General features: G+C 38.2%; 17 protein-coding genes. 14 read left to right on the top strand and 3 right to left on the bottom strand.

What is annotated here, in order from left to right; genetic code table 11:
- The first annotated feature begins 10 nt into the window (after positions 1–10).
- The 4 genes from dltA to dltD are packed head-to-tail and all read left to right on the top strand — an operon-like array spanning position 11 to position 4,301.
- Positions 11–1,543, top strand: coding sequence for a D-alanine--poly(phosphoribitol) ligase subunit DltA (gene dltA, locus FAZ25_RS05630; RefSeq protein ID WP_099044630.1), 1,533 nt, complete (start codon positions 11–13; stop codon positions 1,541–1,543).
- Positions 1,536–2,747, top strand: coding sequence for a D-alanyl-lipoteichoic acid biosynthesis protein DltB (gene dltB / locus FAZ25_RS05635; protein WP_192269139.1), 1,212 nt, complete (start codon positions 1,536–1,538; stop codon positions 2,745–2,747). Before dltA ends, dltB begins: the two co-directional genes overlap by 8 nt.
- Before the next feature lie 28 nt (positions 2,748–2,775).
- Positions 2,776–3,012, top strand: a complete 237-nt coding sequence (dltC, locus tag FAZ25_RS05640) for a D-alanine--poly(phosphoribitol) ligase subunit DltC (RefSeq protein WP_004901903.1) — start codon at positions 2,776–2,778, stop codon at positions 3,010–3,012.
- 5 nt (positions 3,013–3,017) lie between these two features.
- A complete protein-coding gene (dltD, locus tag FAZ25_RS05645; protein ID WP_133286047.1) occupies positions 3,018–4,301 on the top strand; it encodes a D-alanyl-lipoteichoic acid biosynthesis protein DltD in 1,284 nt (427 codons plus the stop codon).
- Positions 4,302–4,337: 36 nt separating this feature from the next.
- On the opposite strand, the gene FAZ25_RS05650 is transcribed toward dltD, so the two are convergent.
- On the bottom strand, positions 4,338–5,057 hold the full coding sequence (locus FAZ25_RS05650) for a YslB family protein (RefSeq protein ID WP_004901897.1): 720 nt from the start codon (positions 5,055–5,057) through the stop codon (positions 4,338–4,340).
- A gap of 89 nt (positions 5,058–5,146) precedes the next feature.
- Between FAZ25_RS05650 and racE the strand changes: the two genes are divergently transcribed.
- Genes racE through ruvA form a run of 7 tightly spaced genes read left to right on the top strand, consistent with a single transcriptional unit; the run spans position 5,147 to position 10,788 of the window.
- Entirely contained in the window at positions 5,147–6,016 is an 870-nt protein-coding gene (racE, locus tag FAZ25_RS05655; RefSeq protein WP_149333905.1) for a glutamate racemase, read from the top strand.
- Positions 5,991–6,593 carry an RdgB/HAM1 family non-canonical purine NTP pyrophosphatase gene (gene rdgB / locus FAZ25_RS05660; protein ID WP_192269141.1) on the top strand — a complete coding sequence of 201 codons (603 nt, stop codon included), beginning with the start codon at positions 5,991–5,993 and terminating at the stop codon, positions 6,591–6,593. Before racE ends, rdgB begins: the two co-directional genes overlap by 26 nt.
- Positions 6,594–6,598: 5 nt before the next feature.
- A complete protein-coding gene (locus FAZ25_RS05665; protein ID WP_192269143.1) occupies positions 6,599–7,135 on the top strand; it encodes a YfcE family phosphodiesterase in 537 nt (178 codons plus the stop codon).
- Positions 7,136–7,172: 37 nt separating this feature from the next.
- Positions 7,173–8,231, top strand: coding sequence for a Holliday junction branch migration DNA helicase RuvB (ruvB, locus tag FAZ25_RS05670; RefSeq protein ID WP_192269145.1), 1,059 nt, complete (start codon positions 7,173–7,175; stop codon positions 8,229–8,231).
- On the top strand, positions 8,231–9,091 hold the full coding sequence (locus FAZ25_RS05675; protein ID WP_133286049.1) for a metallophosphoesterase family protein: 861 nt from the start codon (positions 8,231–8,233) through the stop codon (positions 9,089–9,091). Before ruvB ends, FAZ25_RS05675 begins: the two co-directional genes overlap by 1 nt.
- Complete coding sequence (gene queA / locus FAZ25_RS05680) at positions 9,084–10,151, top strand: tRNA preQ1(34) S-adenosylmethionine ribosyltransferase-isomerase QueA (protein ID WP_004904889.1); 1,068 nt, start codon at positions 9,084–9,086, stop codon at positions 10,149–10,151. The genes FAZ25_RS05675 and queA overlap by 8 nt, the downstream gene beginning before the upstream one ends.
- A 46-nt stretch (positions 10,152–10,197) precedes the next feature.
- Positions 10,198–10,788: a Holliday junction branch migration protein RuvA gene (gene ruvA, locus FAZ25_RS05685; protein ID WP_004904886.1), complete on the top strand. Its 591-nt coding sequence runs from the start codon at positions 10,198–10,200 to the stop codon at positions 10,786–10,788.
- Positions 10,789–10,826: 38 nt separating this feature from the next.
- Here ruvA and FAZ25_RS05690 read toward each other — a convergent pair whose 3' ends face one another.
- On the bottom strand, positions 10,827–11,459 hold the full coding sequence (locus tag FAZ25_RS05690) for a deoxynucleoside kinase (RefSeq protein WP_004901879.1): 633 nt from the start codon (positions 11,457–11,459) through the stop codon (positions 10,827–10,829).
- A 97-nt stretch (positions 11,460–11,556) separates the two neighbouring features.
- The gene (gene mscL / locus FAZ25_RS05695; RefSeq protein ID WP_192269147.1) at positions 11,557–11,937 is read right to left on the bottom strand and encodes a large-conductance mechanosensitive channel protein MscL; all 381 of its coding nucleotides are present in this window, start codon (positions 11,935–11,937) and stop codon (positions 11,557–11,559) included.
- Positions 11,938–12,187: 250 nt separating this feature from the next.
- Here mscL and FAZ25_RS05700 point away from each other — a divergent pair, with 250 nt between their 5' ends.
- The 3 genes from FAZ25_RS05700 to FAZ25_RS05710 are packed head-to-tail and all read left to right on the top strand — an operon-like array spanning position 12,188 to position 14,344.
- Positions 12,188–12,376 carry a hypothetical protein gene (locus FAZ25_RS05700; RefSeq protein ID WP_004901874.1) on the top strand — a complete coding sequence of 63 codons (189 nt, stop codon included), beginning with the start codon at positions 12,188–12,190 and terminating at the stop codon, positions 12,374–12,376.
- A gap of 26 nt (positions 12,377–12,402) precedes the next feature.
- Positions 12,403–12,894 carry a PH domain-containing protein gene (locus FAZ25_RS05705; protein WP_192269149.1) on the top strand — a complete coding sequence of 164 codons (492 nt, stop codon included), beginning with the start codon at positions 12,403–12,405 and terminating at the stop codon, positions 12,892–12,894.
- Entirely contained in the window at positions 12,884–14,344 is a 1,461-nt protein-coding gene (locus FAZ25_RS05710) for a PH domain-containing protein (protein ID WP_146983313.1), read from the top strand. The genes FAZ25_RS05705 and FAZ25_RS05710 overlap by 11 nt, the downstream gene beginning before the upstream one ends.
- The last annotated feature ends 12 nt before the right edge of the window (positions 14,345–14,356 follow it).

The raw sequence follows: 14,356 nt of genomic DNA on the forward strand, positions 1-14,356 counted from the left end.
GGAAAATAATATGATGATTAAAAATGTCATTGAAACAATTGATAGTTTCGCTGAAACACAGGGGGATACAATTGCTTATGATGAATTAGGTGTACAACACACTTATGCACAACTGAAAGATGCCTCTGATGCTTTAGCAGCATTTATTGAGACGCAAGATATTGCTGAAAAGGCGCCGATTATGATTTATGGCGGTCAACAATTTGATATGATAGCTAGTTTTTTGGCTAGTGTGAAGTCAGGACACGCCTATGTGCCAGTTGATGTTAACTCAGCTGAAGAGCGTTTGACAGATATTATAGAGATTGGGCAACCAGCTTTGATAATTGCGGTAGATGATTTGCCTATTACAGTTACTAAGGTGCCGGTAGTTAAAAAAGAAGCATTGCGCGCAATTTTTGAAGCCAAAACATCGTTTACATTGAGTCAGCCAGTTAGTGGCGATGACAATTTCTATATTATTTTCACTTCTGGGACAACTGGTAAGCCGAAAGGCGTTCAGATTTCACATGATAATTTGTTGAGTTTTTCAAATTGGATGTTGGGGGATGACTTCGCTTGGGAATCTGGTAGCAATGTCTTGTCACAACCGCCATATTCTTTTGACTTATCGGTTATGGATTGGGTGCCGGCTTTATTGTCGCATGGGACATTAAAAGCTTTGCCTAAACAAACGGCTGATGATTTTAAATCACTATTTAAGACATTGCCAACGTTGAATTTGCATAAGTGGGTCTCAACACCATCTTTTGCCGACGTTGCGTTATTAGATCCAGAATTTAAGCAATCAGTACATCCCAATTTAAGCGCTTTCTTCTTCTGTGGTGAGGTATTGACCAAAACAACTGCTGAGAAACTGCTAGCACGTTTTCCCGATGCGCATATCTATAATACTTATGGCCCTACTGAAGCCACTGTTGCGGTAACTAGCATACCAATTACTCAGGCTGTCATCGCTAACAACAACAAGATGCCAATCGGCTATGTCAAAGCTGACACTGAGATTGTTATTCAAGATGCTGATGGCGAGATGGTTGCCGATGGTGAGCCAGGTGAAATTATTATTGTTGGGCCATCGGTATCAAAGGGTTATCTCAATAATCCTGAAAAGACAGCGGCAGCGTTTACTACAGTTAACGGCCAACAAGCCTATCGTACTGGTGACTTAGCTATTCGTGATAAGGATGGTTTATTACACTATAAGGGCCGTAGTGATTTTCAAATTAAATTACATGGCTTCAGAATTGAATTAGAAGAAGTTGCTCAGCAATTACAGCAAAGTCAGTGGGTGGAACAGGCTGTTGCCATCCCTAGGTATGATGCCGATGGTAAAGTAAAACAATTATTAGCAATTATTGTTGCAAAAGATAATGACTTTGAAAAACCTATTCTACTGACCAATGCAATCAAGGCGGAGTTGGAAAATATTATGATGCCATATATGGTACCAAGCCGCTTCATGTATCGCGAAAGTCTGCCATTGACGCCGAATGGTAAGATTGATTTGAAAGGGTTGATTGCTGAGGTGAATGGCAATGCTTAATTTACAACCCTATGCTGATCCAAAATATTTTGTGATTTTACTACTAGCACTTGCACCGCTTACTATTGGCTTATACTTTGGCAAGCGTTTTGCTTGGTATGAAGTCATCGTGTCGTTTGCGTTTATTTTCCTAATGTTCAATGGCAAGAAATACCATGAAGGCTATGCTATTATCGGGTTCATGATATGGCAGTGGCTACTTGTTTGGGGCTATACGCTATATCGAAAGAAAGCCAATAATACGGTCGTATTTTACGTCGTAACATTACTCGCGATATTGCCGTTATTCTTGGTTAAACTGTCTGCACCAACACACTGGACACATGTGGCCACGTTGTTAGGTTTTCTAGGTATTTCGTATTTAACATTTCGTTCAGTTGGTATGATTTTAGAGACGCGTGATGGCTCAATTAAAGAATTTAATCCTTGGTTATTTTTACGTTTTATGCTCTTTATGCCAACTATTTCGTCAGGACCAATTGACCGATATCGCCGTTTTATAGCAGATGTGACTTCGGTACCAGATCGTGACAAGTATCTAAAAATGTTAGAAAAGGCTGTTTGGTATTTCTTCCTCGGTTTTTTGTATAATTTTGTTATATCGGCCTATTTTTTCCAGAGTTTTGTTTTACCTCAGGTTAAAAGTTTGGCAATTGAATCGGCCAGTGTACATGGTGGCTTAACATGGTGGTTAGTGCCAGTGATGTACGCTTCAGGTTTGAATTTGTTCTTCAACTTTGCCGGCTATTCATTATTTGCTGTTGCAACAAGTTATGTTATGGGTATTGAAGTCCCTATGAACTTTAATAAGCCATTTTTGTCAAAAAACTTGAAAGAATTCTGGAATCGTTGGCACATGACTTTGTCATTCTGGTTCCGTGATTATATTTTCATGCGATTTGTTTTTCTCATTATGAAGAAAAAATGGATTAAAAGCCGTGTAACAACCTCGAATTTAGCATACATTTTTAATATGTTAGTGATGGGATTTTGGCACGGCTTACACTGGTATTATATTGTTTATGGCTTATTCCATGGCGTCGGATTAGTGATTAATGATGCATGGCTGCGTTATAAGAAGAAACACAATGTACCGCACAACAAATTTACAGAAGCACTAGCCATTTTCATTACATTTAATGTGGTTATGGTAAGTTTCTTAATATTCAATGGTGATTTCTTAGACAAACTATGGTTTAAGTAAACGTATTTAAAAGAAAGAGGAAATAACAATGGCAGTAAAAGAAGAAGTAGTTGAAATTTTAAATACAATTATTGGTGAAGATATTTCAGATCAAATGGACGATGACTTTTTTGAAAGTGGTCTGCTTGACTCAATGTCAACAGTTGAGTTGTTACTTGATCTTGAAAGTAAGTTCAATATTCAAGCACCTGTATCAGAGTTTAACCGTGACGAATGGAACACGCCCAATAAAGTGATTGCTAAAGTTGAATCATTAATCGGGTAAATCGCATGAAAAAACGAGGATTATGGTGGATTTTTGGACCGGTAATCATTGCGTTTGTATTAATTGGCGCACTTTTTTTGGCACCGTTTTCCTTAAATCACATCACACAAAATGATATCCGTGAAGCATCTGTTTCGTTTTCGAAAAATGTGTTCAAGGGTGAAGCGATTAAAACTGCAGCGTTTAATGATAAATCTAAACGATATGTGCCTTTTTTTGGCTCGAGTGAGTTGCTACGTTTAGATACGATGCACCCATCTATGCTTGCTGAAAAATATCATCGTAATTATCAACCTTTTTTACTAGGACAAGCTGGCACAGAAGCACTAACGCATTATCTAAGTATGCAAGAAATGCCCAATGGTTTGCATAAAAAACAAGCTGTATTTATTATTTCACAGCAATGGTTTACGAAAAAAAATTCTAAAGTTTCTTTTTCTGAATTTTATTCACCGTTACAAACGGCTAATTGGTTGCAACGAATTGATCGTATTACACCCACTGACCGTTTCATAGCAGATCGTTTACTACGTGAAAAGCAAGTCAAAAATAATGCCGTTTATAACCGTCTAGTAACAAAAATTAGTAATAACCAACCACTATCAAACGCCGATAAAAATATATTAAGCGTTCGGCATCGTATGTTATTACGGGAAGATCAATTATTTTCTAATTTCTCAGCATCTAATAATTGGAAAAATCGTGTCAAGCCCGCTATTGGTCGCTTACCCGATAAGGATGATGCAGCAACACTGCTAAGCGAAGCGACAAAATTAGGTGAGCAAGAGACAACAAACAATAATTTTCAAATTAAGAATTCATTTTATAAATACCGTATTAAACTTAATTTGAAAAGATTAAAAAATTCACAACGCAATTTTGACTATCGTGAATCCGAAGAATATTCTGATTTGCAAGCTGTATTAGCTGAGTTTGCTAAGCAGCATACAGATGTGTTATTTATCATCCAACCAGTTAATCAACGTTGGACCGATTATACAGGTTTGCGTAAAGAAATGTATTATCAAAGTGTCGATAAAGTTAAAAAACAGTTAACTTCTCAAGGCTTTAATAATATTGCAGACTTTTCACGTGATGGGGGTCAAAATTATTTCATGCAAGATACGATTCATCTTGGTTGGAATGGTTGGGTAGCAGCAGATCAAAAAATCAACCCATTTTTGACAAAGGGTTATCAGCCAGTTAATTACCATATTAACAATAACTATCTTTCAACGCGTTGGCAAAATCTTTCGCCAACACCTGAAAATTTGAAATCGTTTAAATAAAAAAGATGTGCCACTTTTGGGGCACATCTTTTTTTGTTATGAGAAAGGTGATTGCGAATCTTTATTGGTGTTTGTTGGAAAGTTAAAAGGGTCAATTTCTTCTTCACTAGATAGTGCACTCAAGCTGGTTCGTTCTTCTGCAGGTGATATGACATCATCGAATTTAAATGCCAGTAGTGAGTCAGTAATTGATTGTTCCCTCGATATATCACCATCATCGCGCAGTTCAACTAATTTTGCGTGCTCAACGCTAGCGTGCGTCTTTTTGAGAAATGATTCGCGAGCGGCAACGCGTTGTTTAATATCAGAAACGTCAACAGTTTCATTTAGATCAGTGACGACTTCAAAGCTGACACCGATATTTTTTTTCATGATTTTGAAAGTTGCTTCAGCAATGGCGCCTGTTTGTACTTCAAGTTGTTGTGCTAAAAATCCTGCCTCGAGACTGAAGTCAGCTGTTTTGTCGCGTGCTAAACGTTGCTGTACTAAATCACCTGTGAGGGACCAGCGTTGATTTTTACTATCTTGAGAGGCAATTTCTAAATCTCCAAAACCAGCATTTTTAAAAAAATCTACAACTGAGGCAAGTGCATCTGTTGGGAATTGACGAGCAATTTCTTTACCGGCCCAGTAGAGAATGTGTGGATAATCCTCTTGCAGTAAATTTTTAAGTAAGCCGTCACGTAAGAGTGTTAGAGCAAAACTGTTAACTTGAAAATTTGTTTGTAAAATTTTATCGTAATCGTTGATATTCATGAACTTGTTTGACCTTTCAGACTTTTATTATACCAAACTTTACGGCCTAAAAGCTTGCATTCTTTGCATTTAAAGGCATAATTATAGATATGAATAAAAATAATCCAATCGGTTTTGTTGATTCTGGTGTTGGTGGTCTAACAGTTATCAAAGAAGCTCAGAAACAACTACCCAACGAACAATTTATCTTTATTGGTGATACAGCACGAATGCCTTATGGCCCACGGCCTACTGAAGAGGTTGTGCGTTATACCTTTCAAATGGCAAATTACCTCGTCGAGCAAAAGCATATTAAGTTGCTGGTTATTGCTTGTAATACTGCAACAGCACGCGTATTGTCTCAGTTACAGAGGACATTAGCTATTCCTGTCATTGGGGTTATTCAACCAGGTGCTTGGGCTGCCACTAAAACAACTAAAAATAATCGCATAGGCATTATTGCAACACAGGGAACTGTCGATTCCGGTGCCTATGATAATGAGATTCACGCTTTTCGTGATGACGTTCAGATAACGTCACAAGCTGAGCCTGAATTTGTTCAGTTAGTTGAGTCGAATAAATACCACGAGGCAGCAACGGGGAATATCGTTAGTCAGCATCTTGAACATATGAAGAGCCAAGATGTTGATACGTTGATACTTGGATGTACACACTTTCCATTATTAGCGCCTTTTATTGAATCGGCCATGGGGCCACAGGTTACTCTAATAGATGCTGGACGTGAGACCGTTCGCGTGATTCAAGAAGCCTTGCTTATGCATGATTTATATACAAGTGTCGCACATTCACATAGTAAAGATATTTACTATACAACAGGGAATACAGCAAATTTTCGTATCATAGCGACCGATTGGTTAGATTTACCAGACGCTTTAGATGTACGACACCTTAATATAGTAGAAAACGATAGGCAACAATATTTGGAGGAACAAGATGGCAAGACTAATTTTAGCCAGTAACAATGCGCACAAAATTAGTGAGCTAAAGGCAATGTTGGCAATGTTGCATATTGAACTCACTGTTGTGCCATTGAACGAATTAGACAGTAACATACCAGAAATAGTCGAGAATGGGAAAACTTTTGAGGAAAATGCCACGATAAAAGTTCAGACTATTGCCAAAGTGGCACCCAATGATTATATTTTGGCTGATGATTCTGGTTTGTCTGTTGATGCCTTAGCCGGTCAACCAGGAGTTTATTCGGCGCGCTATGCGGGCGATCATGATGATGAAGCAAATATCGATAAAGTGTTGACAAAATTATCTGGTGAAAAGAATCGTACAGCACATTTTAATAGTGTGCTAGTGTTGATTGATAATCACGGCCGTCGGTTAGTTGCTAATGGTCAAGTTGATGGACAAATTACCACAGGGCGTCGTGGTAATAACGGTTTTGGGTATGATCCCATTTTCTTTGTACCCCAATTTGATAAAACTTTTGCTGAACTGACTGCTGAAGAAAAAAATCATGTTAGTCATCGAGGGTTGGCGCTCAAGTCTTTGGGACAGCAACTACCAGATTGGTTGAAAGGATAGGATAAATGACGAAGTTTCTTATTGTATCGGATACGCATGGTGATCGAGATATACTCGTTGATATTTTTAATCATTGGCAGTCAAATGTTGCAGCTGTTTTTTATAATGGTGATTCAGAGTTATCAGCCAATGACAATGTATTTGACGGCGTCTCAACTGTGATTGGTAATATGGATAACGACGATGATTTTGTTGCAGCACGGGTTACAACTATTGCGGGCACGACTTTTTCTCAGACACACGGGCATTTATATAATGTACGTTCGTTGGATTCTTGGGCTAATTTAACCGTGATGAACCAACTTGCTAAGGAAGCGAAAGCGCAAATTGTGTTGTTTGGTCATACACATATCGATGGCGTGGCAATGTTTGACGATAAATTATTTATTAATCCAGGTTCGATTAGTTTGCCAAAGGGGCCACATACGGCTATTGGTGGCACTTATGCAGTATTAACAGTGTCCGATACAGCGTACTCTGTGGCATTTTATAATCGGCAGCATGAGGAAATTCCTGCATTAACGCAATCGTTCAATCGCTAATGGCTGAATCCTGAATAAACGTGATAAAATTGTAACTATGGGAAATCAACAAGAACCACAATTTAACCAATGGTATGATGAAAATACTGAAGTAGATAGCTTGTTACGTCATGCTGCCACCAATGAGGCGGAACAGCATGATGAACTGTCGCTGAGACCCCAGTTTTTGCGTGAATATATTGGGCAAGCTGCCTTGAAAGAGGAACTGTCTGTTTATATTTCTGCGGCCAAGCAGCGTGAAGAGGCACTTGACCATGTCTTATTATTTGGACCACCAGGGCTAGGGAAGACTACGCTGGCTATGATCATTGCTAACGAGATGGGGGTTCATATTAAAACCACCTTGGGGCCAGCAATTGAGAAACCAGGCGACCTAGTGGCGTTGTTAAATGAATTAGAACCAGGTGATATTTTATTTATTGATGAAATTCATCGCTTACCAACAAACGTTGAAGAAATTATGTATTCTGCCATGGAGGATTATTTTGTAGACATTATGGTTGGACAAGGACCGACAGCGCGTGCCGTGCATTTTCCTCTGCCACCTTTTACTCTCATCGGCGCAACAACACGTCCAGGTATGTTATCTAAGCCATTGCGCGATCGTTTTGGGATTATGAGTGCGATGTCATATTATACGCCAGAGGAACTACAAGAAATCGTTGTCAGGTCATCTGATATCTTTAAGGCGCCCATTAAACCGGAAGGGGCTTACGAAATTGCTTTGCGTTCACGCGGAACACCAAGAATTGCTAACCGGCTGTTAAAACGCGTGCGTGATTTTGCGCAAGTCCAAGGGAAAGCAGCCATTGATCGGGTAATTGTTGATATTGCCTTAGATAAGTTGCGTGTTGATAATCGTGGTCTAGATGAAACAGATCATAAATTATTAGATACAATGATTACGTACTATCAAGGTGGTCCGGTTGGCTTAAATACGCTTGCTGCTAATATTGGTGAGGAAGCAGAGACGCTTGAATCCATGGTTGAACCTTACTTATTACAAATTGGTTTTTTACAGCGCACACCAAGGGGACGAGTTGTTACTGAAGCAGCTTATGCGCATCTCAATATCCCGTACCAAAGGAAAATGTAATGGACTATATTATCTCTGATACGCATTTCAATCATGAAAAAATTCTTTATTTTGATAAATCACGTGTAGAATCATTAAAATTATTGGGAATAGCACCTACTATTTCAGAAATGGATCGCTATTTAGAAAAAATTTGGAATGATACAGTGACTGATGAAGACACTGTATATTTTTTGGGTGATTTGGGGATGTTTCGCAAAAAGCAAGATTTTGTGGCACAACTGGCTCGCCTGCGGGGTAAAAAAATATTATTTAAGGGTAATCATGATCATACTGATCAGCTGAAAGCAGCGTATAAAGCGCCGGAGGCTCAAGTCATTGAAGTTGTTGAGACAGCAAAATCACTCAAGATTGATGGTCGGCAAGTTTGGTTGAGTCACTACGCTGTTGATTTACCATACCCATTATTATCACTTCATGGGCACATTCATGAAGCAGAATATCAGCGTGATAATATGATTAATTTATCACTTGACTCAGCCTATATGCAAACAAGGGTATTTGGACAGCCTATTAGTTTTGAGGCGCTTAGTCCGTTACTATCACAACGTATTGCAGCAATTTCAGAAACCTATCAAATAGAATCTGAGAATAAACGTTATGATCGTTTGGTTGAGCGTGCATTTGATGAGAAAATCACCATCAACAAACCAACAGCAACACAACGTCATGAATTAGCACTGCTCGTTGATTATCTGAATAAAAATGATTTAACTTATGCGACTGTTCTAAAACAGTTTAATATTCCAAATGATAATAAAGTGTTATCCGAAAAAGAAAAAGAGAAAGTGAACTTGACAGGGTTTGAATTTGAAAAGCAAACTGGTATGTCAGGTAATACAGGTATAAAAGATGACTGATGAGAAACATTACCAATTGGCGGACTTTGATTATGATTTGCCAGAAGCATTAATTGCGCAAACACCTTTAAAGCAGCGTGATGCTTCACGTTTACTGGTACTAGATGCTGATACAGGCGCTTATCAAGACAAGCATTTTTACGACATTTTAGATTACGTGAATCCTGGTGATGCCATTGTCATGAATAACTCACGTGTTTTGCCAGCAAGATTACATGGCATACGTCCAGAAACTGGTGGACATGCTGAAGTCCTGCTATTACGCCAAGATCATGGGGATGTATGGGAGACATTGGTGCGACCAGCCAAGAAATCACCTGTTGGTTCGACTATTGTGTTTGGTGATGATGTGACACAGCCAATCATGACAGCAACGGTTGTCGGCGAGCTAGAACATGGTGGTCGATATGTCGAATTCCATTATGATGGCATTTTTATGGCGCTATTAGATAAATTAGGTGAGATGCCACTACCGCCTTATATTAAAGAGAAGTTGGCTGACCAAGAACGCTATCAAACGGTCTATTCGAAAGTTGATGGTTCAGCTGCAGCGCCAACAGCTGGATTACATTGGACACCTGAGTTGCTTAATCAAGTCCGGGCTAAAGGAGTTAAAACAGTTGAATTAACGCTTCATGTGGGGCTAGGCACTTTCCGACCGGTAGAGGAAGAAAATATTGAAGACCACAAAATGCATTCAGAGTTCTATCAATTAAGCCAAGATGCAGCGGATACATTAAACCAGGTACGTGAAAATGGCGGACGCATTATTGCCACGGGGACAACATCTATTCGTACTTTGGAAACAATTGGGTCAAAATTTGAGGGCAAATTGCAAGCAGATTCAGGCTGGACAGATATTTTCATTAAGCCAGGGTACAAGTGGACAACTGTTGATGCATTTATTACTAATTTCCATTTGCCAAAGTCAACTTTGGTTATGTTGGTTGCTGCGTTTACGGGTCGTGACAATATTCTAAATGCCTATCAACATGCTGTTGCTGAACAATATCGTTTCTTTAGTTTCGGGGATGCGATGTTTATTAAGCGCGACAAATAATTTTACAGTGGCTTAAAGAGCACATGTCTACATGAGGAGAGACACGATGTATGAATATATTAATGGCTTGATTACAAACATTTATCCCGCTTATCTAGTGATTGCTGATCGCAGTGGTGTTGGTTACAAATTATTCGTAGCCAACCCATATCGCTTTGAACAAAATGTTGAATCTCACGTCTATGTTGAACAAATTGTTCGTGAAAATGAAATGACATTATACGGGTTTATAGACGAAAACGAAAAATATTTGTTTAATAAACTGCTCAATGTTTCTGGTATTGGACCTAAAAGCGCCTTAGCTATCTTAGCAAGTGATGATGCTGCAGGATTAGTAACAGCTGTGGCCAATGATGATGCATCTTATTTAACACAATTTCCTGGCGTGGGTAAAAAGACAGCCCAACAAATTGTGTTGGATTTGAAGGGAAAGTTAGATGATTTGGCATTATCAGCAGGTATGACGGTAGAAACAGTCCCTACAACTGATAATCAGGCATTGGCTGATGCTTTGGCAGCACTGGAATCGTTGGGGTATAGTGCGAAAGACGTCGCTAAATTACAGACAGTTTTGGCTAATCAAAAGGATACAACAGACGGGTATATTCGCTCAGCGTTGAAGTTTTTGGTGAAATAATATAAAAAACACATGACCAGATGGCCATGTGTTTTTTATTAACGAATTGTTTTCAAAGCATCATTAATTTGATTTAAAATAATAGTTTGATTTTCTGGTATTTCCAAATCGTATGTCTGGAGATCTACTTTTATTTTTGGTGAGGCATCATAATTGTCAAACCACTCACGGTAAGCTGACCAAATGCGGAAATAGTATTGACGTAAGTCGTCATTATTGTCGAATTGTTCGTAATCGCGGCCACGTTTTTTGATACGATAAAGAATGGTCTCAAAATCTGTTTCAGCATAAACTAACAAATCAGGTGACTTTTTAGGTAATTTTTGCAGTTCGGACATCATATTATTTAATAACTGTGTATAAACTGACATTTCAGCATCTGTAATATTACCATCTTTGTGGTTCTCAGATGTAAATAATGCGTCTTCATAAATCGAACGATCTAAAACATTATTATCATCTGCTAATGCCTGCTTAATCATATCAAATCGACGATTTAAGAAGTAAATCTGTAATAAAAAACCGTATTGCTTTGGATCAGAATAATAAAGTGGCAAAACCGGATTATCACCAACCGGTTCATAAAATGCTTTTGTGCCAAAATTTTCAGCGATTAAACTTGTTAATGTTGTTTTACCAACGCCAATCATACCTGCGGTAATAATCACCATGACGACCTCCAATATTTTAGTAGCTTAATAACTATACAAAAAAACCGTCCAAACAACAAGTACGGTTGTCGGACGGTTTTAAGTCAAAAAGCGAACATTAAGCTTTTTTCTGTGCTTCAAGCAAGTCACGGATTTCAGCTAATACTTCTAATTCTGGATTGGCTTTAACTTCTTCTTTTTTGTTTGTACGCAGGATACGATTAACAAATTTCACCAAGAGAAAGACGACAAAGGCAGTAATTAAGAAGTTAATGACGTCATTCAAAAAAGCACCATATTTGAATGTTAATTCCTTAGTAACGACTAATTTTAAGTTTTGAAGATCTGAGGTGCCACCGGTGAAAAATGTGATAATAGGACTGATTAAGTTATTGGTTAATGACTTGACAATACCAGTGAAAGCACCACCGATAATGACACCAACGGCTAAATCAAGCACGTTGCCGCGCATGATAAATGTATTGAATTCTGATAACATACTAAAATATCCCCTTATATGAGCCTTGATATCAGGCTACATACTTCCTTTCCTTACTGAATACTAACTTCTATTTTACCTAACAATTAGCTAATTACCAAATTAAGCCGTTGAATTTAGGCGTTTTTTAGCTAATTTGAGATTAACTTAAAGTTTGTTATATCACAAGAATTGATAATGACCGTCTTTCTCATGAAAGAAACCGCTAACCATGATAAAATAAACGTAATTGTTTTGAAGGAGATTTGTTATGACTGAAAAAGATCAATTAACACTATGGCATGAACAACTGATTGCCATTATTAAAGATATTAATACGCCACATACACTTGGCGGTATTACAAATGACGCTAACCGTGCGCATGATTCGCGCTTAGCACGACGGGCATTAGATAATTTAATTGTGTTGAGTGAAGAAATCAATGCTAAACGACAATAAGTAATCATGGGGGCCTGGGGGGCAATATGATATCTAAATATGCACAATATTTACCAAAACGTGCGAAAATCGTCTGGGTGTTGGACGATTTAATAGGGATGCTAGTGTTGAGCCTAGCGTTATTAGTCCTTAATTTATGCTTAGGGACGCAGTGGCCAAGTACCATTATCATGGTTTTAAATATAATGTTAATTGTGATTATTGGTTTGGTCATTGGTCATCTATTACTGATACCGTACTATTATCGTTTTCACCGTTATGCTTTAGATGATACAGCTATTTTAATTTATAAAGGCTTTTTTCTTAGAAAAACAGAAGCGATACCACTTAATCGTATTCAAAATGTTGATACGACTCAGGGGCCATTACTTCAGTTTTTTCATTTAAAGAGACTGGTTATTGTGACAGCGGCACATAGTTTTTCGATTGCAGCAGTTGATGAGCAAGTTGCGCAAACATTGCGTGAACGATTGATTTTAGCGGCAAGACAAGCGCGTGAGGTTAATAATGATGACTAAATCTGCTCATCAACCTGTTGTTGCTGTTATTGCCGAAATCATTATGACAGTACGAGAATTCTTTTTTGTCGTGTTGTTTTTGTTTTTTGGTCACACGCGTAGTATGACGAGTCGCTTAATCGTCATTGTTGGCTTAATCTTGTTAGCAATACTTTTTGGTGTTTTACGATGGTGGTTTTTTACATATGACATGACACCTCATGAAATAACACTCAAAAAAGGGGTGTTCATTAGAAAATATGTACATATGCCTTTCGAGCGAATACAGACGATTACACGTACACAACCATTTTATTTTCAGCCATTTGATGTTTATCGGGTAAGTATCGAGACATCTGGCAAAAAAGATGATCGTTTAGTTTTTAGTGCGTTACGCTTAACTCAAATTGAAGTGATCGAGCAATATCGTCAGCAATCACAAACGAAAACAACTGAGTCAAAGGAAGTACCAAAGGCCGATCATGTTTACCATATCCAGACATCTGAACTTGTCGTGTTTGCTTTGACATCATTAGGGAGTTTGGGCATTTTTGGTGCCTTAGCAACAGTCATTTCTGAATTGAGTATGCATATGCCACAGGATTTAGTGGCAAAGTTTGATCACTGGTTTTCAGGTCAAACGTTTGCAGGGTATATCATGATTTTGGCTGTCATCTTAATTGTCAGTTTAGTCATTGCCTTTGCACGAATATATAACCGCTATTATCACTTTACATTGACACGATTTGGCGTTCATCTAGCCATCACACAAGGTTTATTGACTAAAAAAGAAATACAGTTGCGCTTATCGCGTATTCAAGCCGTACACTACGAGCAATCTTTATTAAGACGTTGGGTAAACCTCGCAACAATCAATGTCTTGTTAGCTTCATCAGGCCGAGGGGATAAAGAGAAACAGGATAAAACGACGATTATACCTGTTGTTAGTAGTTCAAAAGCGTATCATGTGTTGTCTGATTTCTTACCTAGTTATCGGTTGATTACACCAAAAAAGGCTATTGGTATTGACCATGCTATGTTTTATGAGCTACGTTATGAGGTGCTCATGAGCCTAATCTATTTAACTTTGCCGACTGTGATTTATTTTGGTTGCGCTTATGTCTGGCATTGGCCGACAATTTATAGTGTCATTGGTATTTTCATATTGTCTGTTTTAATAATTTATGTCATGATATGTGCGGCTGTTCGCATGACAGACCAGCGATTAGTCATTGAACAAGAAACATTAACTCTTCAAACATCTCAATGGCTGACCAAACATGTGTATACAATTCCTCGTGACAAGATTCAGGGGGCGAAAGCAACGCAAAGTTACTTTATGATTAAGTCACAAACACAACATCTTCGCGTTATAATTCGGAATGGCGATGGGGCTAAAATGATTGACATGCGTTATTTACCAGAAGCAGAAGTAGAAAGGATTATACGTTGGATAACACATGTCAAGTAAAAACCCTTGACA

Source organism: Leuconostoc sp. LN180020, from assembly GCF_014844115.1.
Taxonomy (GTDB): Bacteria; Bacillota; Bacilli; order Lactobacillales; family Lactobacillaceae; genus Leuconostoc; species Leuconostoc citreum.

What these genes read in the sequence shown, in the direction of transcription:
- dltA (WP_099044630.1), top strand. Translation starts at nt 11, where the DNA reads ATGATGATTAAAAATGTCATTGAAACAATTGATAGTTTCGCTGAAACA.
- dltB (WP_192269139.1), top strand. Translation starts at nt 1,536, where the DNA reads ATGCTTAATTTACAACCCTATGCTGATCCAAAATATTTTGTGATTTTA.
- dltC (WP_004901903.1), top strand. Translation starts at nt 2,776, where the DNA reads ATGGCAGTAAAAGAAGAAGTAGTTGAAATTTTAAATACAATTATTGGT.
- dltD (WP_133286047.1), top strand. Translation starts at nt 3,018, where the DNA reads ATGAAAAAACGAGGATTATGGTGGATTTTTGGACCGGTAATCATTGCG.
- FAZ25_RS05650 (WP_004901897.1), bottom strand. Translation starts at nt 5,057, where the DNA reads ATGAATATCAACGATTACGATAAAATTTTACAAACAAATTTTCAAGTT.
- racE (WP_149333905.1), top strand. Translation starts at nt 5,147, where the DNA reads ATGAATAAAAATAATCCAATCGGTTTTGTTGATTCTGGTGTTGGTGGT.
- rdgB (WP_192269141.1), top strand. Translation starts at nt 5,991, where the DNA reads ATGGCAAGACTAATTTTAGCCAGTAACAATGCGCACAAAATTAGTGAG.
- FAZ25_RS05665 (WP_192269143.1), top strand. Translation starts at nt 6,599, where the DNA reads ATGACGAAGTTTCTTATTGTATCGGATACGCATGGTGATCGAGATATA.
- ruvB (WP_192269145.1), top strand. Translation starts at nt 7,173, where the DNA reads ATGGGAAATCAACAAGAACCACAATTTAACCAATGGTATGATGAAAAT.
- FAZ25_RS05675 (WP_133286049.1), top strand. Translation starts at nt 8,231, where the DNA reads ATGGACTATATTATCTCTGATACGCATTTCAATCATGAAAAAATTCTT.
- queA (WP_004904889.1), top strand. Translation starts at nt 9,084, where the DNA reads ATGACTGATGAGAAACATTACCAATTGGCGGACTTTGATTATGATTTG.
- ruvA (WP_004904886.1), top strand. Translation starts at nt 10,198, where the DNA reads ATGTATGAATATATTAATGGCTTGATTACAAACATTTATCCCGCTTAT.
- FAZ25_RS05690 (WP_004901879.1), bottom strand. Translation starts at nt 11,459, where the DNA reads ATGGTGATTATTACCGCAGGTATGATTGGCGTTGGTAAAACAACATTA.
- mscL (WP_192269147.1), bottom strand. Translation starts at nt 11,937, where the DNA reads ATGTTATCAGAATTCAATACATTTATCATGCGCGGCAACGTGCTTGAT.
- FAZ25_RS05700 (WP_004901874.1), top strand. Translation starts at nt 12,188, where the DNA reads ATGACTGAAAAAGATCAATTAACACTATGGCATGAACAACTGATTGCC.
- FAZ25_RS05705 (WP_192269149.1), top strand. Translation starts at nt 12,403, where the DNA reads ATGATATCTAAATATGCACAATATTTACCAAAACGTGCGAAAATCGTC.
- FAZ25_RS05710 (WP_146983313.1), top strand. Translation starts at nt 12,884, where the DNA reads ATGATGACTAAATCTGCTCATCAACCTGTTGTTGCTGTTATTGCCGAA.